The sequence below is a fragment of the Paenibacillus sp. 1SOY10 genome, from assembly GCF_056836745.1.
On sequence record NZ_JBXENK010000001.1, the window covers coordinates 287,226 to 308,852 of the forward strand.

Below are 21,627 nucleotides of genomic sequence, written 5' to 3' on the forward strand. Positions count from 1 at the left end.
TGCAAAAGCCGCTCCGGGAAGATTCCCGAGAGCGGCCTTTGTTACTTGGTTAGACCAAATCGCGTTGCTTCTGCTCCATTTCCTCCAGACGCTGGGCGATCCAGTTCCGATCAAAATGTTCACCGATGAATACAGCTACATCAGGCACGTCCTTCTGTGGTGTAACCTTGAGAAAATCCGATTCCCGGTAAGCATATTGGAAGAGGAATCGACTGCTGGTATCAGAGAAGCGTAAAATACCCTTTCCACGATAGACCTCACGTGGCAATTCAGCGATAAAACGTTCGAACTCAGTGCTGTCTATCGGGCCATGAAAATAATGAGTATACACTGTCACATGCTCATGCGAAGTATGAGCGTGATCATGACTATGGCTATGCTCATGATGCCCACCGCTATGATGGTGATGATGTTCATGATTGTGGCAATCAGAGTTGCAAACATGAGGCTCCCCTGCTGTTTCCCCTATCAAAGACGGTTCCGCTTTGTCTGCTTCAAGCAAATCTGCCACATCAACCTCGCACTTTACCGCGGGAATGATGCGGGCAAAAGGATTCGTATGCTGTAGAAATTCTGTCATTTCCTGCTGCCGCTCTGCCTCGATTAGATCCACCTTGTTCATGACCAATACCGAGCCACAGCGAATTTGCTCTATCATTAGCCGATAAGTCTTACCTTGCTGGGAAGCATGAAGATCAGCTAAATGCAAGGCATCAACCACCGTAATCATCGGTTTAAGATCGAGCTTCATATATAAGGATACCTCGGTCACCGCATCGAAGATCTCCAATGGATTACCCGCGCCAGTCGCTTCAATCACGATTAAGTCCGGATGCTCTTGTTCAATCAATTCGGAGAGTTGTACGCTTAAGTCTCCACGAATCGTGCAGCAGATGCAGCCTCCCAGCATTTCAGCCATAGGCACCTCGGTGGATACCAACAATCCATCCAGGTTCACATCCCCAATCTCGTTCATGACGATAGCCGGGCGTAAACCTTGCCCCTGCCAATGCGTAATTAGACGCTGTAACAGCGTGGTTTTGCCGCTGCCTAGAAATCCGGATAATATGTAAACGGGTGTCACGCTCATCCTGTCTCATCCCCTTCATGGAAATAGCATATGAATGCGAGTTTACACCAAGTGGACAAGGCGCGCAACCCTAGTTCGCTTCGTTAGCTCCGTTTGACCTCCTCTGCTCCAGAAGTCCTCTTAACCGTCATCAGCCCTTAACGCTCAGGAGTCGGATTAACTGTATGAAGAGTCCCGTCGGAACGGTAGGTTAATTCGGCATATTTAATACAACGTTTGTAATCAACGCCACCGGATAAGGAGCAATCATGATAGAACAAATACCAACTACCACGAAATTCGACGATCGAATGATGCGTTGTCCACCCGAGCACAGGTGGTAATAACGTTCCTTGAAAGGTATACGGTCCCTCCGGCCGATCTCCAATCGCATACACCAGTTTGTGGGTCGTTCCGGTCGAGTAAGACAAATAGTACTTACCCTCATATTTATGAATCCAGGGTCCTTCAAAATATCGCCGTTCCTCATCGCCCGCTGTCAGCGGATTGCCTGCCTCATCTAAAATAACAATCTCATGAGCCGGTGAATTTAAGGTAAGCATATCCTCGCTTAGCTTGGCTATTCTGGGTCCAAGAGCGGGCTTATCTGGTAGCGGGCCTTCTGCATCTTCAACAAAATGGCCAGTCTGCCATTTCTCCAACTGCCCTCCCCACAGTCCACCGAACACCATGTAGGCTTGCTCATCATCATCGATGAAGACAGCCGGATCGATACTGAAGGTACCCTCCATATAGCTCTCCTCCGCCTTGAAGGGACCCGCCGGCGACTTTGAAGTAGCCACCCCGATTCGAAAAATCCCATCATGATCTCTTGCCGGGAAGAACAGATAATATTGTCCATCCTTATACGCCGCATCCGGTGCCCACATTTGGCGGGATGCCCAGGCTACGTCCCTGACGTGCAATACCTCGCCGTGATCAAAGACCGGGGAGTCGAAATCAGACAGGGACAATACATGATAATCCTCCATCTTATATTGATCTCCGTTGTCGTTCGTCTCCCCCTCATGATCCAAATCATGTGAAGGATAAATATAAATCCGATTCTCAAACACATGAGCCGAAGGATCGGCGGTATAGATATGAGTTACTAAAGGCTGATGGGGCTTGGGTTGATTTGACATTTAATAGTACCTCCTCTTCACTTCATCTGATAATCAAACCAATCGAAGCATGCCGGCGAACGGCTTGAACGACCATTTCCCGTTGCATATAATCCAACGACTACGCCTGTGAAGCACATATGCCGCACAAAGTCCTCAGGGGACAAAGCTCTTGCTTCACCAGTCGCTATGCGGTTCCAGCTATCCTCCTGCCCCTCCGAATACAGCAAGGCGTATTCTTGCCCACACGCCTCAATTCGCAGGAGAAGCGATGTAGATTGCAGTTCCGCTTCATACACGATCTGTGATTGACCACGCACGGTAAGTCGAGCTATAAGCAAGCGACGGCTTCCGGAATGGAGAATTCCAATCTCATAATGAGCATCCTCATCCCTGCGTATACATAATCCGGCCTCCTCCCCTTCTGTAACTGGCATGAAGGACATGGATGTAGTAAAGCTTGCCTTTACATGCTGTTGTCTACGACCTGCAAAGATGATGGGTCCCAAATTCCCAAGCGTGCCAGCCTGTCCGTAGAGCGTCAATCCCTTCTGCTCTGCATGGAGGGAATAACTGCCGGCAGGAGGATTACGCAGGAATGTCCACGCTGGACCGAGGCGCTCCTCATTGAAGTGGTCTCGACCGATGGCCTCATGCGGCAAGGTACGATAAAACGGTTCCACCCGCTTGTGTGACACAGCCATATTCAGGGTTGCCGTTCCCTCATTATTATCGATCTGGGGCCACCCGTCCTGCCAGATGACAGGGGACAGAAAAGTCTCCCTGCCCAGCACGCTATAGTTACCCTCTAGCCACCGCACTCCAAGAAACACAGCCCACCATATACCGTCCAGGTCTTCAATTAAATCGGCGTGCCCCAAACATTGCATGGGGTGCTCAAGGCGATTATGTGTTAATATCGGACTCGGATTCAGCTCAAAGGGGCCGTATGGAGAATGACTGCGTCCAATAATTTCGCGATGCTCCTTCCCCGTCCCTCCAGAGGCAGACATCATGTAATACATGCCGTTGATATGATATAAATGTGGTCCTTCAATCCAAGGACCTCCATCTCCCCTCCACACCACCTGTGGTTCGCATTTCGCCTCTCCGGTAACGATGTCAATCTCATATTGGATAATGTGAGATTCTAAATCAGCTCCTTGCTGAACCGTTACGTAAGCGGTGCCGTCATCATCAAAAAAAAGTGAAGGATCAATCCCCCCATAGGGTACGAGAATGGGGTCCGACCAAGGCCCCGCTGGATCTGTGGCTGTCACATAGAAATTCCCGATTCCCCCCACATCGGTTGTAATCATATAAAATATACCGTCATAATAACGCAACGTAGGCGCATAAATGCCCGCTGAGCTTCTTCTGGAGGTTAAATCAAGCTGGCCGACCCGATCAAGCACATGCCCGATTTGCTCCCAATGAATCAGATCCCTGCTCCGAAATGTCGGCACTGCAGGGAAATATTCAAAAGAACTGCACACCAGATAGAAATCTTCTCCCGCCCTGGTCACACTGGGATCAGGATAGAACCCCGGGAGAATGGGATTGGAGTAATGAATCATTTCAGGCACTCTCGGCTCGTTCATTTATTCTTTGACACTCCCTACATTTAGTCCAACAACAAAATATTTTTGCATGAACGGATACACCATCAGAATCGGAACAGAAGCAACAATCGTAATGGCCGCTCGAATGGAAATCGGCGTTACCTGGGTCATATGCTCCATTCCTACACCGTTAGCTACCGCTGGATTGCTATTCGCATTCATGCTTGACGACAGCAGCTTCATTAATTCATATTGCAGCGTGCTCAGTTCCTGTCTGGAGGAGGTATAGAGAAAGGCATCAAACCAGGAGTTCCATGCACCTACGGCCACAAATAAAGCAATCGTAGCGAGTACAGGCTTGCAGAGCGGGAAAATAAGTCTCCAGAAAATTTTAAAATCCCCTGCCCCATCAATTCTCGCCGACTCCACCAAGCTTTCGGAAATCGTGCCGATATAGGTCCGAATTACTATCAGGTTAAAGGCACTGATCATAGATGGCAATACATAAACCAGAAAATTATTAAGCAAATGCAGGTCTTTCATCAAGAAGTAGCCCGGAATCAGTCCCGCATTAAAATACATGGTAAGCACGAATATCGCTGTAATTGGCTTGCGGAAGATGTATTCCCTGCGGCTAATCGCATAAGCCAACATGGTCGTGAGGAAGATATTTAATATCGTTGACAGCACCGTACGGGCCACAGAGATTAGAAAGGCATCATAAATTGTGCCGGAGGCAAATACCGCTTTATAATTTTGTAGCGTGAACTGCCTTGGCCATAAATATAGTCCACCGCGGATGGTGTCATTTCCAGCATTAAACGAAACGACAATCGTATTAAGAAAAGGATACAGGGTCACAATGACCAGCATAATCATGAATACCGTATTAAATGTGTGAAAAACGAGCGGCTCCACGCCTCCTTGTCTTCTCCTCATAACAACCTCTCCTCCCCTAACCGCTTGGCGGTCCAGTTGGCGAGCAGCAGCATGGTGATACTGACAAAGGTTTTGAAGATGCCCCCTGCGGTAGCCAGAGAATAGTTACCCTGCGCAATACCATATTTGAGGACAAAAATATCAATTGTTTCTGACCAGTCGACAATCAATCCGTTGCCCAGTAAGTACTGAACTTCAAAGCCGGCTTCCAGAATATGACCAATGGACATGATTAATAGAATAACAATCGTCGGCCGAATTCCAGGTAACGTGATGCTCCACATTTTGTGATAGCGGTTCGCCCCGTCAATATCAGCAGCTTCGTATAAGGCGGGGTCAATGGAGGACATCGCGGCCAGGTAAATAATCGTATTCCAACCGACCTCTTTCCATACATGAGAGGCCCCCACCACCCCCCAGAAATACTTGCCTTCGCTCAGCCATATAATCGGCTTATCAATCAGGTTCAGCTTCATTAACAAATCATTAATAATGCCGTCGGAAGCAAGTGAAGTAGCCACAATGCCTGTGACAATAATCCATGACAGAAAATGCGGCAGATAAGAGATTGTCTGGACGGTTCTCTTCCAGAACGTTTTCTTGATTTCATTAAGCAGCAAAGCCAAAATAATGGCCGTGGCAAAACCCAAGACCAGATTAATGATGCTCATAGCCAGCGTATTACGTAGCACCCGCATAAAATTATCGTCTGTAAAGAGAAATTGAAAATGCTTGAATCCCACCCAGGTCTGCTCACCGAAGCTTCTTGCAGGCTTGTAATCCTGAAAAGCCATGGTCCAGCCCCAGACCGGTACATAGGCAAACAGAATAATATAAGCGAGCAGCGGCACGGACATATAGATAAGCTGTCTCTGCTCCTTCACGGTATTCCAGGACCACCGTCGTCTCTGGCGCTTGACCGGCGGCTTCAGGGGCCTTGCTTCTGTCACAATCTCCTCCATGATATCGATCTCCCTATCCATCCTTAGATTGAGGGGAAGGGAGTTTCCTTCTCCCTTCCCCCGGCCAAGCGCTTTTTATTTCACGGTCCAGTTGTCGATTCTCCACTTCAATACTTCATTAATCCGGTCCTCATAGGCTTTGATATCCAGCTTCTGAATTTCCGTAACATATTCCTTCCATGTCGCTTCAAACTCTGCTGGTGTGGCCAATATCGCTTTAGGCAAGTATTTTGTAGATAGTTCATTTAACTTGGTGTTGGCTATCTTGGCTGGAGAGCCTTCGACCAAATCGACAGACCAGGCAGGATAGTAAATCGGGTTCTCTGGTGGAGGACTGAAGAAATCAACATAGCTATTGAATCCGTAGGCGTCCAACACTTCCTTATCAAAAGGTTTCAGGCTGGCTTGATATTCCTCAGGCTGGTTGCTCGCTGCCGTGGCATTGCCGTCACTGAAATACCCTTCAATTTTAGGAGCGGTTCCATAATAAGCATCGGCTTTATTAGCCAGCTTCCATGTCGCATCGGAAGCATTGTCGCGTTGTTCTTGCGTTTTGATGAATCGGCCTTCTTCATTGACCTGGTAATCTTCTCCTTCAACTCCCCAAGTCAACAGCTTCTGCCAGTCTTCCTCAATCAGCTTATCAAGTACCTTGATAATTTTGACCGGGTCCTTGGCATTTACCGTGATGCCAAACCCGTTATTGAGGTTGAGGGATGGACGATCCCGGTAATAATCCTTGGTGCTCAGATCATACACCAGTGGTAAGCCTACATAAGTCCGCTCCAGCTTATCCTGTGTCTTCAGCGAGTCTACTGCACTGCCAAAGTTCCAATGTTGGTCGAACATCCCCAGGACCGCACCACTTGAGAGCTTCGCCATGTACTGGTCATAGTTCTGAGTGAACGCTTCCTTATCCAAGAGGCCCTGAGCGTTGACTTCATTCAACTTCTGGTAATAGTCCTTGGCATAATCCTTGTCGGCAAAAATTTCGCCTACGCCATCATTCACCACTACACCGCCATCATTCGGATGACCAATTAAATGCTGCGGAGGATTCAGCAATCCCCAGTTCTTCCAATCATAGTTCAATATCTCAAATCCGATCGTTGGCTGCCCGTCAATGGTCGGATACTTCTCCTTGTACTTGGCAATCAGCTCGAAATATTCATCCAACGTCTTTGGCGTTGGGTAGTTAAATTCCTTAAGCACCGCCTTCTGAATCCAGAATGCCGGGCCGCTGTAGTAAGTGTCGGACACCTCACTGTTATAAGCGCCATAGTTTGGCAAGTAGTAGATATGCCCATCATTAGGGTCCTTCATCTGGTTCCAGTATTTCTCGAAATGCTTCTTGAGATTGGGAGCATGTTGTTCAATAATATCCTCTAATGGAATTACCGCTCCGGCTGCTGTCAGCTTTGTATCTGCGGTAATCATATCCGGATAATCCGCACCAGCAATCATGACGCCAAGCTTCTGGTTCTTGTCCCCTGCGAGAAATTCAAATTTGAAAGTAACGCCAAGCTCATCCTTGATTTTCTTGTAAATTTTGTTATCTGCGGTCGGCTGTTGCCCCGCTTCTCCCAAAAACACAGAGATTTCAAACGGTTGTTCCGGTCCAACCTCGCTGCCTCCAGCATTGTTGGTCGTACCCGCATCTGTCCCCTTCGTATTGCCGCCCGAGCAGCCAGCAACAGTAACGCTCAAGGCCAGCAACAGCACAGCTCCGAACCGAAGCAGCACTCTTTTTCTGTCCCCCATAAAGCACCTCCAGAATAATTATTTTCTAAAAATGAAAGCCCTTTCATTAAGCTGATTTCATTATAAGATTGTTATAGGGGCAGGAACTACATGCGAATTATAGCTATATCCTTGCAAATCTTAGGTTTTCTTGTATTCGTTAGGCGACATACCCAGACGCTTCTCAAATTGCTGCAAAAAATATTGATAGCTGGTGTAGCCGACCAACTCCGCAATCTCACTATTTTTATACCGATGGCTCCGAAGCAGACGACTAGCCTCTTCTATTCGCAAATTATGAAGGAACTCGTGGAAGTTCACTCCGTTCTTCCTCATCAGTAACTGCCCAAGGTAGGCCGGATGAAGGAAAAATCGCTCTGCCAGCATTTTAATCGTCAGCCTCTCGTGGAAATGCGCTTCAATATATTCGTTAATGTCCTGAATGATACCTTGTGTCCCCGCTGCCGTCTCTTGCAGCAACCAATCGAAGCAGACACGGCCGCAGGAGTGCAGCAATCCGATCAATTCGTCGAAATTCAATCCCTCATTCAAATTCGGTATATCAAATAAGCGTTGTGAAGGTCCTGCGCCCTGTTCCATTTGCCCACTCATATACATGCTGATCTCATGAAGGAGATAAATTACAATTTTTCGAGCCTCACCTGGATCAATGCTTGCTTCACGAAATGAATAATCAATAGAGTCCACAACTTGCTCATAATCGGCAGCATCAAGCACCTGAAGTGACTCGAGCACACGCTCCAGAAGGTCTGCTTGCTGGTAAAAGCTTTGAAATTCACGTTTCTTCACATCAGCATAATAGATGATTTTGTTCCCTCCAGACTCATAGAAGGTATGCATCAAAGCATCTGCTGCCGTTCTGTAGGAGCTTTCGATCTCCATTAGTGAAGTTACCGGTTGGCCTATTCCTATGGATATCCATGCACGATAACCCGCCAGACGGCGGGCCACAGCTTCAATCCTCTCCTCTGCCTGCCCTTGCTGGTGTTCGTAGCCGCCGAATACAAGGCAAAAAATATGGGGGTGCAGTTGAATCAGATACATGGGTGTATGTTCACCTTCACTTGCAAATTCCGCAGCCATCGATCTGAAGCGGATAAGTTCCCTTTCCTGCCCCTGAGCCAGACACACATTCCAATACGTAGCGAGCCATGATAAGGAGTCCAGCTCCTCTCTGTCAGGCTGGGACAATACGCTTGTTGTTAGCAATTCCTTTATTAGCCATGTTTGCTTTTCCCGCTGAGCCGCCTTGGAGATGTGGAGCTGCGCCTGCTCCTCCTTTAGCTCCTGCTGAATGGCTCGAATCTCCAGGTAGGTCTGCTCTTCATCAAGTGGCTTTAACAAGTATCGGGACACTTTGCACTTCAGCGCTTTGCGTGCATATTCAAAGTCACTATACCCTGTCAGAATAACAAATTTGGTATCTTGCCTTCCGGCCTTCCGCCAGGCTTGAATCATCTCCAGACCGTCCATAACCGGCATATGAATGTCCACCATGACAAGATCAGGCCCCAACTCCTCCATCAGCTTCAAGCCCTGCATCCCATTGCCACAGGTGCCACATACATCAAAGCCAAGGCCTTCCCAGTCAATCCACAACTGTAGCCCCTCCAGTGCCCATGGCTCATCGTCAATCAACAGCACCTTAAACGCCATGGTCATGCCCTCCTTCCGTCCCCTGCCGTTCAAGCAGATGTAGAGGAATTTTAAATGATATCTGTGTCCCTTGCCCCGCCTGACTTGCTACATCAAATTGAACCTTGTCGTCATAATACAGCTCCAGACGGCGGTAGACATTACGGATGCCAATACTGCTTCCACCAGGGTCCTCTGTACTACGCATATGGTATAACACCTCTTGTAACTGCTCCTTCTCCATCCCCTTACCGTTATCCGCAATAGCTACGCTCAAATATTCGCCGATCACTTCGGCACGGATGGTCACGATCCCCAAACCTTCAATCGCTTGTATACCATGCTTGCAGGCATTTTCAGCAAGTTGCTGAATGCTCAGCTTTGGTATTTTATAATGGCGAGCTTCCTCGCCGATGTTGATGTGATATTCAAATTTGTCCCGGAAACGAAACTTCTCAATCCCCAGATACATCACAGTAAAACTCATCTCTTCCTCTAGCGGAACCAAATCGTCCTTCCAATTGAGCAAACGACGCAGCAACTTGGACAAATCCTTAATAATGTCCTTGACGTCGACATAATTCTTCTTGGTACTCACTACTAGCAGGGCGTTCAGTGTATTGAACAAGAAATGCGGATTCATTTGGCTTTGTAGCAAATTAAGCTCCGCCCGAATACGCTCCGTTTCCTGACTTCTCTGCTGAATTTCCAGCTTATAGACGTTGTTGATCAACGAATGAATTTGCGTTGTCATCATATTGAAGTTGCCAATCAACTGACCAATCTCATCGCGGCCTCCATCCATTTCAAGCAGATCAAACTTCTCGTTCCTTACCTTCTGCATCTGTCTGGACAGACGCTTCACCCTATCATTGTAGGAGCGCAGCATCACATACATAAACAGAGAGGTCAACAAGGTGATGATGCCGGCCAGCATACCGAAATAAAGGCGCATATCCAGCATCGCTTGCTTCACTCGTGTTCCTTGCGGTACGCCGATGAGCTTCCAGCCCTTCACATAGCTGGCATTGCCGATAGGAACCATATGTAAATCCTTATCCGCTGCCCCGGTACTATCAAACAAGGCATAATCCGCATCGCCTTCTCCTTGATAGCGATCATCCGTGGATACAATAACCTGTCCCAACTCATTTACTAGATATAGATCAAGATAGTGACGCTCCCTCGCAATGACATCATAGAAGCGACTTAAGTAGAAATCGATCCGCACCAGCTTCTGAAAGGAATGATCTCCTTGATAATCATCCATTCGCTCAATAATGCTAAGGTAAGAGGAGGTAGCTGCTGAATTGTTCACGGACCTGGCCCGGTAAGCAGACACTTTCACAGAGCCTTTGAAGGCTTGCCACTGCTGATACCAGCTACTCGATCGTACGGATCCATCTAATAGATAATAATCTCCGCCTGACACGATGCTGGGATTGTCGGTATAAATGCCAATCCGCTGAATTTGATTGTTCACGGGGATATAGGAGGTTACCCGGTGCCGTAATTGCTCGTCGAAGGTATTATAGAAATCTAACGGGCTTTCATACACACGGTCCATCGCTTCGGACAACAATTTATCGGTAATCAGGGCATGGCTGACTGACATTCCTCCATCAATCATGCTATGGATATCCTTTCTTGCCCGCTCTAGTGAAATTTGCAGATTCTGTTCCTCCCGCTCCCGAATTAATTCGGACATCCGGTCCATGAACAGATAACTGATGACCATTAGAGGCAGCAAAATGCCGATGATATAAATCAACATCAGCTTGTAGTTGAGTGGAATATCATTAACGATACTGCGGAACCGGATTCTTCTCATGTCGCTCCCCCACCCTTCCCTGCAGTTCATGTCTAGTTGTGATTAAGCCTTGTTCACGGTCACTCCTGCTTCCTGTAAACAGAAGGAGCCGCACCTGTCATCCGTTTGAACTGACTCACAAAATAGTCGGCATTAGGATAACCGGAATGAGCGGCAACCTCGGAGATGCTCATACGGGTCTGCCGCAGCAATCTCTTGGCTTCTTCCACTCGCTTGTCATTTAAATATTCGCGGAAGGTTCGACCTGTCTGCTGCTTGAAGGCCTGCCCCATATAATTAGGGTTCATATGGAATTTACGAGCCAGATCTTGCAACTGAAGCCTTGTGCGAAACTCCTGGTCCACATACCGTACCACTTGGAAGATGGTGTTTGCCTCACTACGTTTGCGTTGTTCTCCAAGGAGTTCCATGCTCTTCATACATAATGCGGAAGCATACCTGCGTATTTCTTTATATCCAAGCCCTTCAGTAAGCACGCCAGGCTCTGTCTGCAGACTTTCAGCAAAATGATCAGCATTCCCTCCCCATACCTTCAGTTGCTTAAGAATCTCCATCTCCAGTGCAAGCAGTTGAATGCGGATATACTCCATGTCCCTGGCAGGTCGTCTGGAAGATGGCTCCGCCAGCAAGGCATCCATGGCCAGTTCAAGACCGGTATGGTCATCCGAACACAGAATGTTCATCAAGCTAGTCAAAGCGCGCTTATTTACGCTTCTCACCTCGTCATTCTCCCTGGCAACATCCCGCTTCGCCTTACCTTCACGCTTCCCGTCAAATTTCTGTTCCAGCGTGAATAGTGCTTGTTGATAAGCATTCCTCAAGGCGAGCACACCTCCCTCTGCATACCCCACTGCCATCATCATAGCAGGGTCTTCAGAGCCCTCCTTAACCATACGTCTGCCTAAGGCTTCAAGCTGATTCAGCGCATAAGAATTCTCGCCGGCGATCAGAACTGCTCTTCCTTCAAAGTGAGTACATCTCTGCGGTAAAAATGACCTCATTTGCTCCTTAACCAGACGATGCCAGCGTCTCTCTTCAATCTTGGTATCTATCAGCAGGCAAGCAACCTTCTCTTGGCTCCCGATCTGGAACCACCTTGCGGCTTCAGAAGCGAGCTCCTGGTGGTTTTCTCCTTGCAGCAAGCGGTGGATGAGTCCCTTTCCATACAAGGAGCGTTCTAGAACTAAACGTTCCGTAGCAACCTGCTCATCAAGAATTGTTCTTTTCACTTGCTCTAATACCCGTTCAATCTCATCTTCGTCAATCGGTTTGAGGAGATAATCCTCTACCCGTTGCTCAAGTGCTGTCTTCGCATATTCAAAATTATCGTAGCCGCTCAGGATGACAAACCGGGGCGGCTTGCTCAGCTCCTGATGGGAGCGATCAATCAATTCAAGCCCCCCGATAGAGGGCATATGGAGATCGGTGAATACTAAATCAGGCTGCAAGCGCTCCATCAGTGACCAGGCCAAATGGCCATTAGATGCCTCCCCGCAAACCTGGAACCCATGCTTGCTCCAGTTAACAATGGTGCGCAATCCTTCCAGAACCCATGGTTCATCGTCCACAAGCAATACGTTCATCATGGTGATCCCTCCTTCACTTATAGAGGTTGTTCAATAATATAGTAGCTTTCCGGCGGGCCAAAATAGGAGGAGGGAAGAGAATCTCTTGATACTATCAGCTTCTGCAGCACCATTCCCGCATCCAGTACATAAACGCGCAGGGTATGCAATCCAGACGTAAGCACATGCTGCGTTCCATGGGTATGAACATTGTTTAGTACTGCTTGCTCCCAATGATACGATTCACCAGCGGCAAATTCCGCAGGCAGCAGTTGGGCGACGACCGGCTCGTTATCATCCATTCCTACGGCATAGGGAAGCTGCTCCTGCTTCGTTAGCGGGTTTGTAGGAGCGGTATGAACAATCACTGTATGCATGCCCTCTTCCGCCACCCACAGGCGATATTCCAAATAAGGAGCCTCCTGATACCGCTCATATCGTAACGTTGTCGGAAACAGCTTCACAGCAGATAAGGAACGCCCATATTTCTCAATCACTTCAAAATGAGCACCTTGCCTGCCCTTCCGATCACAGGTATGCTCAGCTTCCATGACAACCACACCGTTCGTCTCAACAAAGGTCATAGAAGGAAGCGCATCAGTAGATATAATCTCGGCTTCAACGGTAATAGTTACCGTCTGAGGGTTGGACTTGGACTGCTGACCATAAGTAATCACGATCTCTCCAGCCAATGGAGCCTTCACCTGCTCCCAATCCAGGGACACATAGAGGTCCTCTCCCTGCATGGGGCTTCCCTGTGCTCTCTCCAGCCTGATCCAATCTGCGCTTGGCTTGACGTGGTAATCCAGCACCTGTCTCCCCGTATGGCTAATCGTCACACGATATCGTTCCTTCTGTACATTAGTGAAGGAAGGTAGCGCCAGCGTTCCCGAGCTGAATCCACCATTCGTTCCTTCCACGTCAACGATCATCCACGCTTCCTCCCGGGGCTCAACATAGCTGTAAGCCGGATACTGCCAGCCTTCATCGTTCCAATGTACATAGCCGATATGAGCGGAGGACATCATTCCACTCCATTTTCCAGCAGATAACTCATGGTTGTATTGCTGCTGGAGCTGCTGATCTCGGAATATCGCTGCCTCTACCAAGTCAGCATAGTGATTGGATAGTAGGCTGGGCGGCGTGAAGCTGCTGTATTTCTGATGAAGTCCGGCATAAATTTGCATTTTTTTGACATTGGCGCTAGCCACCGCAGGATAGTACACCAACTGATAATAGGCATCCCTGTGAGGTTCGCTCATCATGTTATAGTAGGCCCCGGCCTGTTGCTCCAACTCCAATGCCTCAGCAAGCACTTGCTGTCCCTCATCATAGTGAGACACGCTATAGGTGTCTGGGTAAGTAACCTCCGGCTTGCGCTGACCGTTCATTCTAGTATACTTCTCCAGCACCTGCGCAATGCCGCCTAACGCTTCCGCTGCCACAGTATGACTGAACTGCTGCTCCACCCATCCCCGAAGGAATTCACCCGTACGATTGGGCCTGGTCGTTCCCCATGCTTCAAAATCATAGGCTAACTCCATAAAATAGGAGAGCGGCAGCTCCATCGGCTTCAGATCACCCACATTGACGATCCAAAGATCTCTGACGCCATAATCATAAGCTAGCGACATCTGCTCCCATACCTTCTCAAGAGGAACCGTGTTCACCCATTCATAGGAATTCGGAGCCCCATGATAGTCAAAATGATAATAAATCCCCCAGCCAGCCTTGCGATTTCGCTGGACTTCCTCAGGCAGCTTCCTCATATTTCCGAAATTATCATCTGACATGATGATGGTGACATCATCCAGCACGTCCCAATCCTGTAACCCCTGCACCTCTTCTGTTCCGTACCAGAACGCCTCTACTTCCTTATAGATCGTCAACGCCTGTGGCGCACACTCCAGCCCATGCCTCCGCAGCAATTCCTTCTGTGTCAGGATAATTTCCTTCAAGCGTTGAATATTCTCCTCTAAAGTACCTCCCAGAGCGGAGTCCTGCTCCCCACGCATGCCCAGCGTAATGACATTGGCGAAGGGCTTATTACGAACCACGCCATCCTCCCAGAAATTTGTTATGGCTTCTTGGTTGTCCCAATAATCCCATAAGCCCTGTTCACCATATAAATGATGCGTCTTCTTCCATTCCTCTCCTGCCCTGCACATGGGCTCATGATGCGAGGTCCCCATGATAATCCCATATTCCTCGGCCAGTTCGGCGTTAGCTAGCGGATGACTCAAACCGTCTTCACTAAATACCGCACTCCACATGGCTGGCCATAAATAATTGCCCTTCAGTCGCAGCAGCAGCTCAAATACCTGTTCATACATCCGCTCACTAAATCCGCCGCAATGGTCTCTGGACCAGGAGCCTAACGATGGCCATTCATCATTCAGGAAGAAACCTCTGTAACGAATCGAAGGCTCCTTCGAGACAAATTCCAGTTGTTCCTTCGTAAAGATCAGCTCAGACTGCTTCTTCGGGTATACATCTGCCCAATAAACCCAGGGGCTGACGCCGATCAGTCTGGAGATATGATACAAGCCATACAGTGTTCCCCGCTTCTCACTGCCTGCAATCACAATTCCCTGATCAAGCTCGGGGCATGGCTTCTCTACAACGGAGATGATGAAGCTTTCCCGGCGGCTTCGTAATGCAGTTACTTCAAGCCGACCTTCCGCGATCAAGGAATCAATGATATCATTATGTCCGATGGTTCCTGCTATGACCGCGGTCTTGCTCAGGTGTACTCTGTCGGTAATAAGCTGCGGCAAGACCTCCGTAACAAGCTGAATATCTTGTGCCAGTGAGGAGGAAACACGCCTGATTCCGGCATAATCCTGACCCTGCTCATCCATATAAATAGGGACCGCCTGACCTTGCTGAACAAGGACAACAGCTTTTGCCATATTCGTAGTAACATTGTTCATCCTCATTGCTCCTTTGTGGTTCATGATATAAATTTTATATTTTTCAATTCTTTTTAGATAGCGCTTTCAATTTGAATAAAGGAGGCCATGCCTTGAATCTGGAATATGATGACCGTCTAATCCCACAGGTCTTCCTGTTTGTCGATCGTAAATGCTTTGCAGACTGGTCGATTGGCCTTGCGAAGATTGACTTTCACGACCTTACCTTCGTCATCAGCGGCAAAGCCTGTTATTACATTAATGGCGTAAAAACCATCGTCGAAGCCGGAGATTTACTATACATCCCGGAAGGCTGTACCCGAGAAGCTCATACCTACGAAGAATCGCCTATGCATTGCTATCCCTTCAACTTCCATTGGGCGGGTCCGTACAACCATGTCCATCTTCCGTTTCCTACCGTCATGAAGAAGATGATCACCAAAGAAGTGTTGGACCATATTCGCGAATTTCAGCAGGTATGGATGAACCGTCAGCCTTATTACGCTTTTCAGTCCCGTGCTTTATTTGAATTGATTTTGCATCGCCTGCTGTCCAATACTCACAAGCTGTCAGCTAGCCCAATCGATCCAAGAATTCAGAGAGCCACCTACTACATTACAGAACATTATGCCGAGGATATCACCGTTCAAGCGTTAGCAAGGCAAGCCAACCTGAACCCGGTGTATTTCGGCAAGCTGTTCAAGGCAACAACCGGCTCCACCTGTAAGGAGTATCTGAATCGCATCCGCATCAACAACGCCGAAATGATGTTATCCTCCGGTGATTTTAATGTTTCCGAGACCGCAGAACGCTGCGGCTTCCATGATATCTCCTACTTCAGCAACCTCTTTAAGAAAATGAAAGGCTATTCCCCTTCCTCAGCCCATATATACTAAATCCAAGCTATATCAGTTGAACTAAAGAAAAGGCATAACAAGCAAGAGAGAAAAATGATTCTGAAGAAGCGGAGCGTTCGCCTTTGTGAATGGATTTCTACCTTATAAGAATTTATTGAATAAAAGAAATCCATGAGCAACAGCGATCGTAAGAACATTTTCTCGTCTGCTTCTTTGCGTTAAACATAAGTTCAACTTATATAGCTCACTCATACCCGAAGCCCAACACAGTAAAATGCTTATGCTCTTCCCCCTTGACCATACGGATCATCACCGTATGCTCCCGGCTCTCCTGTTCGTTGTACAATAACACGGGATTGCAGTGGGTCCAGCCATTTGCGTGGGGGTCCAGCCTTCTGACATATTGCCCATCCACCCATAACTCCGCACAACCAAACTCGGCCGAAGCCGAATCCTTAAAGATCAGGATAAGACGCTTGCTAGAGATGTTGAGACAAAATTCTGGCCTTCCTAGCGTCGGTTCATACATCCAATTATCCGGGAATTGAGCGCTGCGGTATGGGTGAGCATCCATTTCTACCATCTGCAGATCTGTATCCACCCGTGTAAAACCACCCGGTTCAACAACGGCAACTTGGTTGGCCTCATGACGGTCCAGCAGCTTGATATGAACAAAGTCATGACCAATCATCGGCAGCTTGCTCATAACTGCCTCCCTCTCATCCCACGGTGCAGCGTCCGTTGCGCGAAACAATTCATCCAGGCAATCCGCCATTACACGATGACCGTCATTGGTCGGATGGTAGATATCATAGAAAAATTGCCGTTTGGAGATAATATTCCCTTCTGCTTTGGTGAGCCAAAACTGCGGGACGAGGGCATCCTTAACACTTACCATTGGAAAATCATAATGCCAACCCACAGGCGCCAGGCGCTCCTGCAAATTCCAATCATCGGCAAACACACTGAACAATAATAGGACCGCCGGCTTGCCCGGACCCTGCCATGCTTTTAACGCCAGGCTCTCGAAGCAATTGCCCTCCGTCTCATCCCCCGCATCGTTGACGGCAAATTCAATGACTACAATATCCGGGGCTACTTGCCCGTCTCGGAGTACATCCCGTTCGTAACGAACCACACCCAGTTCCGAAGACGTCCCGCCTACCCCTGCCTTAATGAGTTTAATTCCGGTCTCCCCACCGGGGCTGAATCTTTGCTTGAATCGCTCGCAGGCTTGATACGCGTAACATTGTTCGTGAATCGGTACAGCACCCGCTCCTTGTGTAATGGAACCGCCAATGAACGCCATCGTGACCTTTTCGCCTCGTTTTGCTTTTTCAATGGCGGCCTTGAGTCGTCGGTTGTGCCCAGGGTTGAGAAGAGAGTTGCCGATCATTTGACGATAAGCCTCTGAGTCGAAAGCGACCGCCCCCTCCGGAAAAGCGTCAGGAATATGAAAGCCTTCATTTAGATAAAAAATAACGCTGACCGTAGCCCTTTCCCCTGGCTGATCGAATAGAAAGGCAAAGCTGCCAGGAACGTCATCATCTGCGCTCCACTCCACCTCTTCCATCCTGATCAGCGTCTCAGATCCGTCTACGGGACAGCTTAGCTGTATTCGGGTGCCTGAATCATATTTGCTTGTATGACCCAAATTCTGATACACGAATTGTACCGGGCTGGCCTGAGCCTGGTCCGCTTTCACCGTAACCCCAATACTATGCACCAAGCGGCGCACACCCTTACAGTCTTGAAGCAGGCGGAGGATATCCTCGTCCATGACCCCACCCATATATCTCGCTTTATCTACTAATCTCCCATCCAGATAAATCTCATGAGAGAATGTCCCATCTGGCCTGGCCGTACCCTCCACCCTATTCTCATACATAACGTAAAAGCTGCTGCGCCGGAAGGTAGGATCTTTTGGCGCCTTAGGAGCCTCGTTCATTCTCTTCTTCCTCCCCATGAAACATTTAGCTGAATTTGAACCAGCCAAAATCAAATTGAGACCCCGGCAAAAACAGAAATGTCACCTTCTGCACGCCTTCCACCGGCTCAAGCTGGAAGATGCGTTCCTCATAACCAGCCGTTTGTGTAAACTCGACAAGTTGTCTGCTTTCCCCATCGTTACCCTCAAACTGAATATGCAGGGTATTCCGGTCAATGGGAGAGTTACCAAACACCGTGAGTTGGGCAGCCCCCGGATAACCAAAATCCATACGATCAAACACGAGAGAGACGTTATTCCCAATACCCTCAATGCGGCTATCAACACGCTGGTAGCTGTCTCCATAGATCCGGTCGCATTCAGCGGCAGCATTTTGCGTAAAAGCTCTGCTCATTGGAATAAAATAAAAGCCCTTGATATGAACCTTCTCCCACAATACGAAGCAAATTGAAGTGATACCCTTCAACCGCTTGGATAGCTTATACGTCTCTTCTTGGTAGACATTCCATCTGCTGGGCTTCTGGTATACACCGTCCATCAGCAGAACGCTGCCTTCCTCCCCCGGCATCCCTTCCCAAATCTGCAGGGCATGCGGCTGGTCGCTAAGGGCAAAGATAGGAATCGTAATCAGATCGGAGCCGTCGTCCCCAAAGTCCAGGTTGCGGTAGCTAACTTGTGTTTCTCCATCCCGGCTGGTCGCAATACCACGTTCATTACCATTTCCGACTTCACCCTTGCTGTCATGATACAACCCCGCCGAAACCAAACAATAAGGGTCCAAATAAGCTGTCCCCAGACCCGAAGCTACAAATTCCAGTTGAGAGATGAGCTTGGTTCTATCGGTTCCATTGCGGCTGGTGCAGCGAATGCGAAACGTTCCATCACCCAAGGCCGTCACGATTGCCCGATGCCCTTGCGCTTGTACCTTGGCCAGATTAGACTCAATCCCGGCATCATCCACAGCACTCCACTCCACCTCCGTATAAGACGTAGTTGGCGGATACAGTTGTACCTCCAGCGTCATCGTTTGCCGCTCGGCATGGAAGCTTTGTCCCTGAGGGCTCGAAATGGCCAGCTTGCGGACCGGTATTTCATCCAGCTTACCTGTCAGGCAGGGCATTTCTTGATTGGAGGTGTGGGCCGACTTGCCCTGAATTTCTTCAGGAGCTATGGGCAAGGCCTTCAGATTCAAGCTAGTTGTTGGCAACCCTATAGAGGATACATTAATAGTAATATCTCCCGAAAAAAACGTAGCTCCAATAATCGCCATGAGCTTGCCGCTGAACAATCTGCGACTCAATCCTTTGTAAGGGTCGTAGTCCGTGCTATCTCCGTTATCGAGTCCGATAAGTCGCCCGGCTCCCTCCACCTCAACTTGCACCCGGTTATTGGCATTCTCAACGATCTGTCCCGCCTCATCCTCCATCTGAATTTCCACAAAAATAAGGTCCGTACCGTCAGCCAACACTGTAAGCTTATCCGCCTCAAGCCGAATTCGGCTGGCATCACCGAAGGATTTCTGAATATCCGTAGCGATCACCCGGCCCTCTTCGTCGTAAGCCACCGCCTTCAGTTCGCCTTCACGGTATGGAACTTGCCACCAGCCCAATAGCTGCGTGCCCTGCTTATGCTGGGACACGTGGGAACCCAACGATTCCCCATTAAGAAGCAACTCTACACGTGGCGCGTTCGAGGCTACCCGAACATCGATCAACTGTCCTTCATTAAAGTCCCAATAGGGAAATAGATGGACCATAGGGGAAGTCCGATAATCCGTCCAGGCCGACTGATAGATGTAATAAGCGTCCTTCTTGAAGGTGGCCGTGTCTAACTGGCCAAAATAGGCATTCTTAGTATGATAAGGCGTGGGTTCACCCAAATAATCAAACCCGGTCCAGATGAACTGCCCCAGGGAATACGTCTTGTCGCGCTCCGTTATAATGCAAAATTCCGGTGATTTGGCTCCCCAACTCGTCGTGCTGTTCCCCAGTGAAGAACATTGCTCATCGTCATCGGCCAATATCGATTTGGAGAACGGGAAATGGTAGACACCCCGGCTTTGCACCACCGAGCCCGTCTCACTGCCATAAATAATCCAGTCCGGGTGCGCTTCATGCTGCTCATCATAATACTTCTCTCCGTAGTTATAGCCAGCCAGCTTCACGATATCAGCGCATTTCCGGGCATTCTCCCAAGGCATAAAGTTAGAGCCGATCGTAACTCTGGCATTTCCCTTGGGATCATGCTTCTTCACCTCATCTATAAGCAACCTTGTCAGTTCCTGACCTCGCTCATCAGCATGCGTATCGTAGATTTCATTACCAATACTCCACATCAGCAAGCTGGGATGATTACGATCTCTTCTTATCCAGCTTCTTACGTCCCGAGGCATCCACTCTGGGAAGAATCTCGCGTAATCATAAGGCGTTTTCGGGCGCTCCCACATATCAAAGGCTTCTGAAACGACCAGGAACCCGAGCTCATCGGCCAAATCCATCAGCTCCGGGGCAGGCATGTTATGGGCAGTCCGGATGGCATTGACGCCCATCTCCTGGAGGAGAATCATCCTTCTTCGCAAGGCTGTGATGTTAAACGCAGCACCCAACGAACCTAAATCATGATGCTCACACACACCGTTCAGCTTGAGCTTCTGTCCATTAAGTTGAAGCCCCTGTTTCGGGTCCATCTCAATATGTCGAAAACCTAGACACTGCTTTCTTTCCTCCAGCACCACTTCCCCGGAGGTCATCGACTCAAGACGGGTAATCAAGGTATATAGATACGGGTGGTCTACGCTCCATAAGTGAGGCGATGACACCTGAGCATCCAGTTGGCTAAGCAGAACAGAACTCAAGCCTGGTTCCAGCCTTTCGCTCAGGGTGGCACTAAGGCGGTCCTCGCCATCATACAGCTCATGGGTCAGCTTGAGTGGCTCATATGCGATTACCTCCGTCTCCACCTCCAGCCTCCACACTCCTTGTGCCTCTTTCTTTATCGATACATAAATTCCATCGGTGGTCAGGTGGCTGCGATCTCTCAGCTTGAGCCATACATTGCGGTAGATGCCCGCTCCTGAGTACCACCGGCTGTTAGGGCTTTGATGGACCACCTTGACCACAATTTCATTTTCTCCATGGACAAGTAACGAGGTGAAGTCATGCTCAAAGGAAGAATAACCATATTTCCACTCTCCGACGTACTGCCCGTTGACATACACGGTAGAGTCCATATATACACCATCAAAAGCCAGCAGGACCTCTCGCTGGTCAAGTTCGTATTGGAAACGCTTTCGATACCAGCCAATACTAGGCTCATATAAGTCAGACGTATTATAAATTAACCAATCATGCGGAAGGTCAACGGGCTCAAAGGTTAACTTCGACCACGCTACGTTATCCAAATCACTCTTGGCAAATTCCCACCCCTCGTTAAACAGATACTTTAAATTTCTAAACACGGCTT

The 21,627-nt window shown here is 48.6% G+C and carries 13 protein-coding genes; 1 reads left to right on the plus strand and 12 read right to left on the minus strand.

Features of this window, described 5'->3' with window-relative positions:
* Nucleotides 1-49: 49 nt before the first annotated feature.
* The 10 genes from AC1VOR_RS01310 to AC1VOR_RS01355 form a co-directional block, all read right to left on the minus strand.
* On the minus strand, nucleotides 50-1,090 hold the full coding sequence (locus AC1VOR_RS01310; protein WP_482615312.1) for a CobW family GTP-binding protein: 1,041 nt from the start codon (nucleotides 1,088-1,090) through the stop codon (nucleotides 50-52).
* A 137-nt stretch (nucleotides 1,091-1,227) separates the two neighbouring features.
* Complete coding sequence (locus AC1VOR_RS01315; RefSeq protein ID WP_482615314.1) at nucleotides 1,228-2,214, minus strand: glycoside hydrolase family 43 protein; 987 nt, start codon at nucleotides 2,212-2,214, stop codon at nucleotides 1,228-1,230.
* Nucleotides 2,215-2,231: 17 nt separating this feature from the next.
* On the minus strand, nucleotides 2,232-3,794 hold the full coding sequence (locus tag AC1VOR_RS01320) for a glycoside hydrolase family 43 protein (protein WP_482615315.1): 1,563 nt from the start codon (nucleotides 3,792-3,794) through the stop codon (nucleotides 2,232-2,234).
* Entirely contained in the window at nucleotides 3,795-4,694 is a 900-nt protein-coding gene (locus AC1VOR_RS01325; protein ID WP_482615316.1) for a carbohydrate ABC transporter permease, read from the minus strand.
* Nucleotides 4,691-5,656 carry an ABC transporter permease gene (locus AC1VOR_RS01330; RefSeq protein ID WP_059053349.1) on the minus strand — a complete coding sequence of 322 codons (966 nt, stop codon included), beginning with the start codon at nucleotides 5,654-5,656 and terminating at the stop codon, nucleotides 4,691-4,693. The genes AC1VOR_RS01325 and AC1VOR_RS01330 overlap by 4 nt, the downstream gene beginning before the upstream one ends.
* A 75-nt stretch (nucleotides 5,657-5,731) precedes the next feature.
* Nucleotides 5,732-7,417 (minus strand): type 2 periplasmic-binding domain-containing protein, encoded by a 1,686-nt coding sequence (locus tag AC1VOR_RS01335; RefSeq protein WP_482615318.1) that lies wholly within the window; start codon nucleotides 7,415-7,417, stop codon nucleotides 5,732-5,734.
* Nucleotides 7,418-7,537: 120 nt separating this feature from the next.
* A complete protein-coding gene (locus AC1VOR_RS01340; protein WP_482615321.1) occupies nucleotides 7,538-9,073 on the minus strand; it encodes a response regulator in 1,536 nt (511 codons plus the stop codon).
* Nucleotides 9,063-10,883, minus strand: a complete 1,821-nt coding sequence (locus AC1VOR_RS01345) for a sensor histidine kinase (protein WP_482615322.1) — start codon at nucleotides 10,881-10,883, stop codon at nucleotides 9,063-9,065. Before AC1VOR_RS01345 ends, AC1VOR_RS01340 begins: the two co-directional genes overlap by 11 nt.
* Before the next feature lie 59 nt (nucleotides 10,884-10,942).
* Nucleotides 10,943-12,469, minus strand: coding sequence for a response regulator transcription factor (locus AC1VOR_RS01350; protein ID WP_482615324.1), 1,527 nt, complete (start codon nucleotides 12,467-12,469; stop codon nucleotides 10,943-10,945).
* Nucleotides 12,470-12,486: 17 nt separating this feature from the next.
* Nucleotides 12,487-15,381 (minus strand): glycosyl hydrolase 115 family protein, encoded by a 2,895-nt coding sequence (locus tag AC1VOR_RS01355; protein WP_482615326.1) that lies wholly within the window; start codon nucleotides 15,379-15,381, stop codon nucleotides 12,487-12,489.
* A 92-nt stretch (nucleotides 15,382-15,473) separates the two neighbouring features.
* Between AC1VOR_RS01355 and AC1VOR_RS01360 the strand changes: the two genes are divergently transcribed.
* Complete coding sequence (locus AC1VOR_RS01360) at nucleotides 15,474-16,256, plus strand: helix-turn-helix transcriptional regulator (RefSeq protein WP_482615327.1); 783 nt, start codon at nucleotides 15,474-15,476, stop codon at nucleotides 16,254-16,256.
* Between the two features lie 205 nt (nucleotides 16,257-16,461).
* On the opposite strand, the gene AC1VOR_RS01365 is transcribed toward AC1VOR_RS01360, so the two are convergent.
* Together AC1VOR_RS01365 and AC1VOR_RS01370 are read right to left on the minus strand one after the other, a co-directional pair.
* Nucleotides 16,462-18,165: an SGNH/GDSL hydrolase family protein gene (locus AC1VOR_RS01365; protein WP_482615328.1), complete on the minus strand. Its 1,704-nt coding sequence runs from the start codon at nucleotides 18,163-18,165 to the stop codon at nucleotides 16,462-16,464.
* A gap of 25 nt (nucleotides 18,166-18,190) precedes the next feature.
* Nucleotides 18,191-21,622 (minus strand): glycoside hydrolase family 2 TIM barrel-domain containing protein, encoded by a 3,432-nt coding sequence (locus tag AC1VOR_RS01370; protein WP_482615329.1) that lies wholly within the window; start codon nucleotides 21,620-21,622, stop codon nucleotides 18,191-18,193.
* Between the last annotated feature and the right edge of the window lie 5 nt (nucleotides 21,623-21,627).

Bases quoted from the DNA above. Each gene is read 5' to 3' on its own strand.
- AC1VOR_RS01340 (WP_482615321.1), bottom strand. From the start codon at position 9,073: ATGGCGTTTAAGGTGCTGTTGATTGACGATGAGCCATGGGCACTGGAG.
- AC1VOR_RS01335 (WP_482615318.1), bottom strand. From the start codon at position 7,417: ATGGGGGACAGAAAAAGAGTGCTGCTTCGGTTCGGAGCTGTGCTGTTG.
- AC1VOR_RS01350 (WP_482615324.1), bottom strand. From the start codon at position 12,469: ATGATGAACGTATTGCTTGTGGACGATGAACCATGGGTTCTGGAAGGA.
- AC1VOR_RS01345 (WP_482615322.1), bottom strand. From the start codon at position 10,883: ATGAGAAGAATCCGGTTCCGCAGTATCGTTAATGATATTCCACTCAAC.
- AC1VOR_RS01315 (WP_482615314.1), bottom strand. From the start codon at position 2,214: ATGTCAAATCAACCCAAGCCCCATCAGCCTTTAGTAACTCATATCTAT.
- AC1VOR_RS01320 (WP_482615315.1), bottom strand. From the start codon at position 3,794: ATGAACGAGCCGAGAGTGCCTGAAATGATTCATTACTCCAATCCCATT.
- AC1VOR_RS01330 (WP_059053349.1), bottom strand. From the start codon at position 5,656: ATGGAGGAGATTGTGACAGAAGCAAGGCCCCTGAAGCCGCCGGTCAAG.
- AC1VOR_RS01365 (WP_482615328.1), bottom strand. From the start codon at position 18,165: ATGAACGAGGCTCCTAAGGCGCCAAAAGATCCTACCTTCCGGCGCAGC.
- AC1VOR_RS01355 (WP_482615326.1), bottom strand. From the start codon at position 15,381: ATGAACAATGTTACTACGAATATGGCAAAAGCTGTTGTCCTTGTTCAG.
- AC1VOR_RS01310 (WP_482615312.1), bottom strand. From the start codon at position 1,090: ATGAGCGTGACACCCGTTTACATATTATCCGGATTTCTAGGCAGCGGC.
- AC1VOR_RS01325 (WP_482615316.1), bottom strand. From the start codon at position 4,694: ATGAGGAGAAGACAAGGAGGCGTGGAGCCGCTCGTTTTTCACACATTT.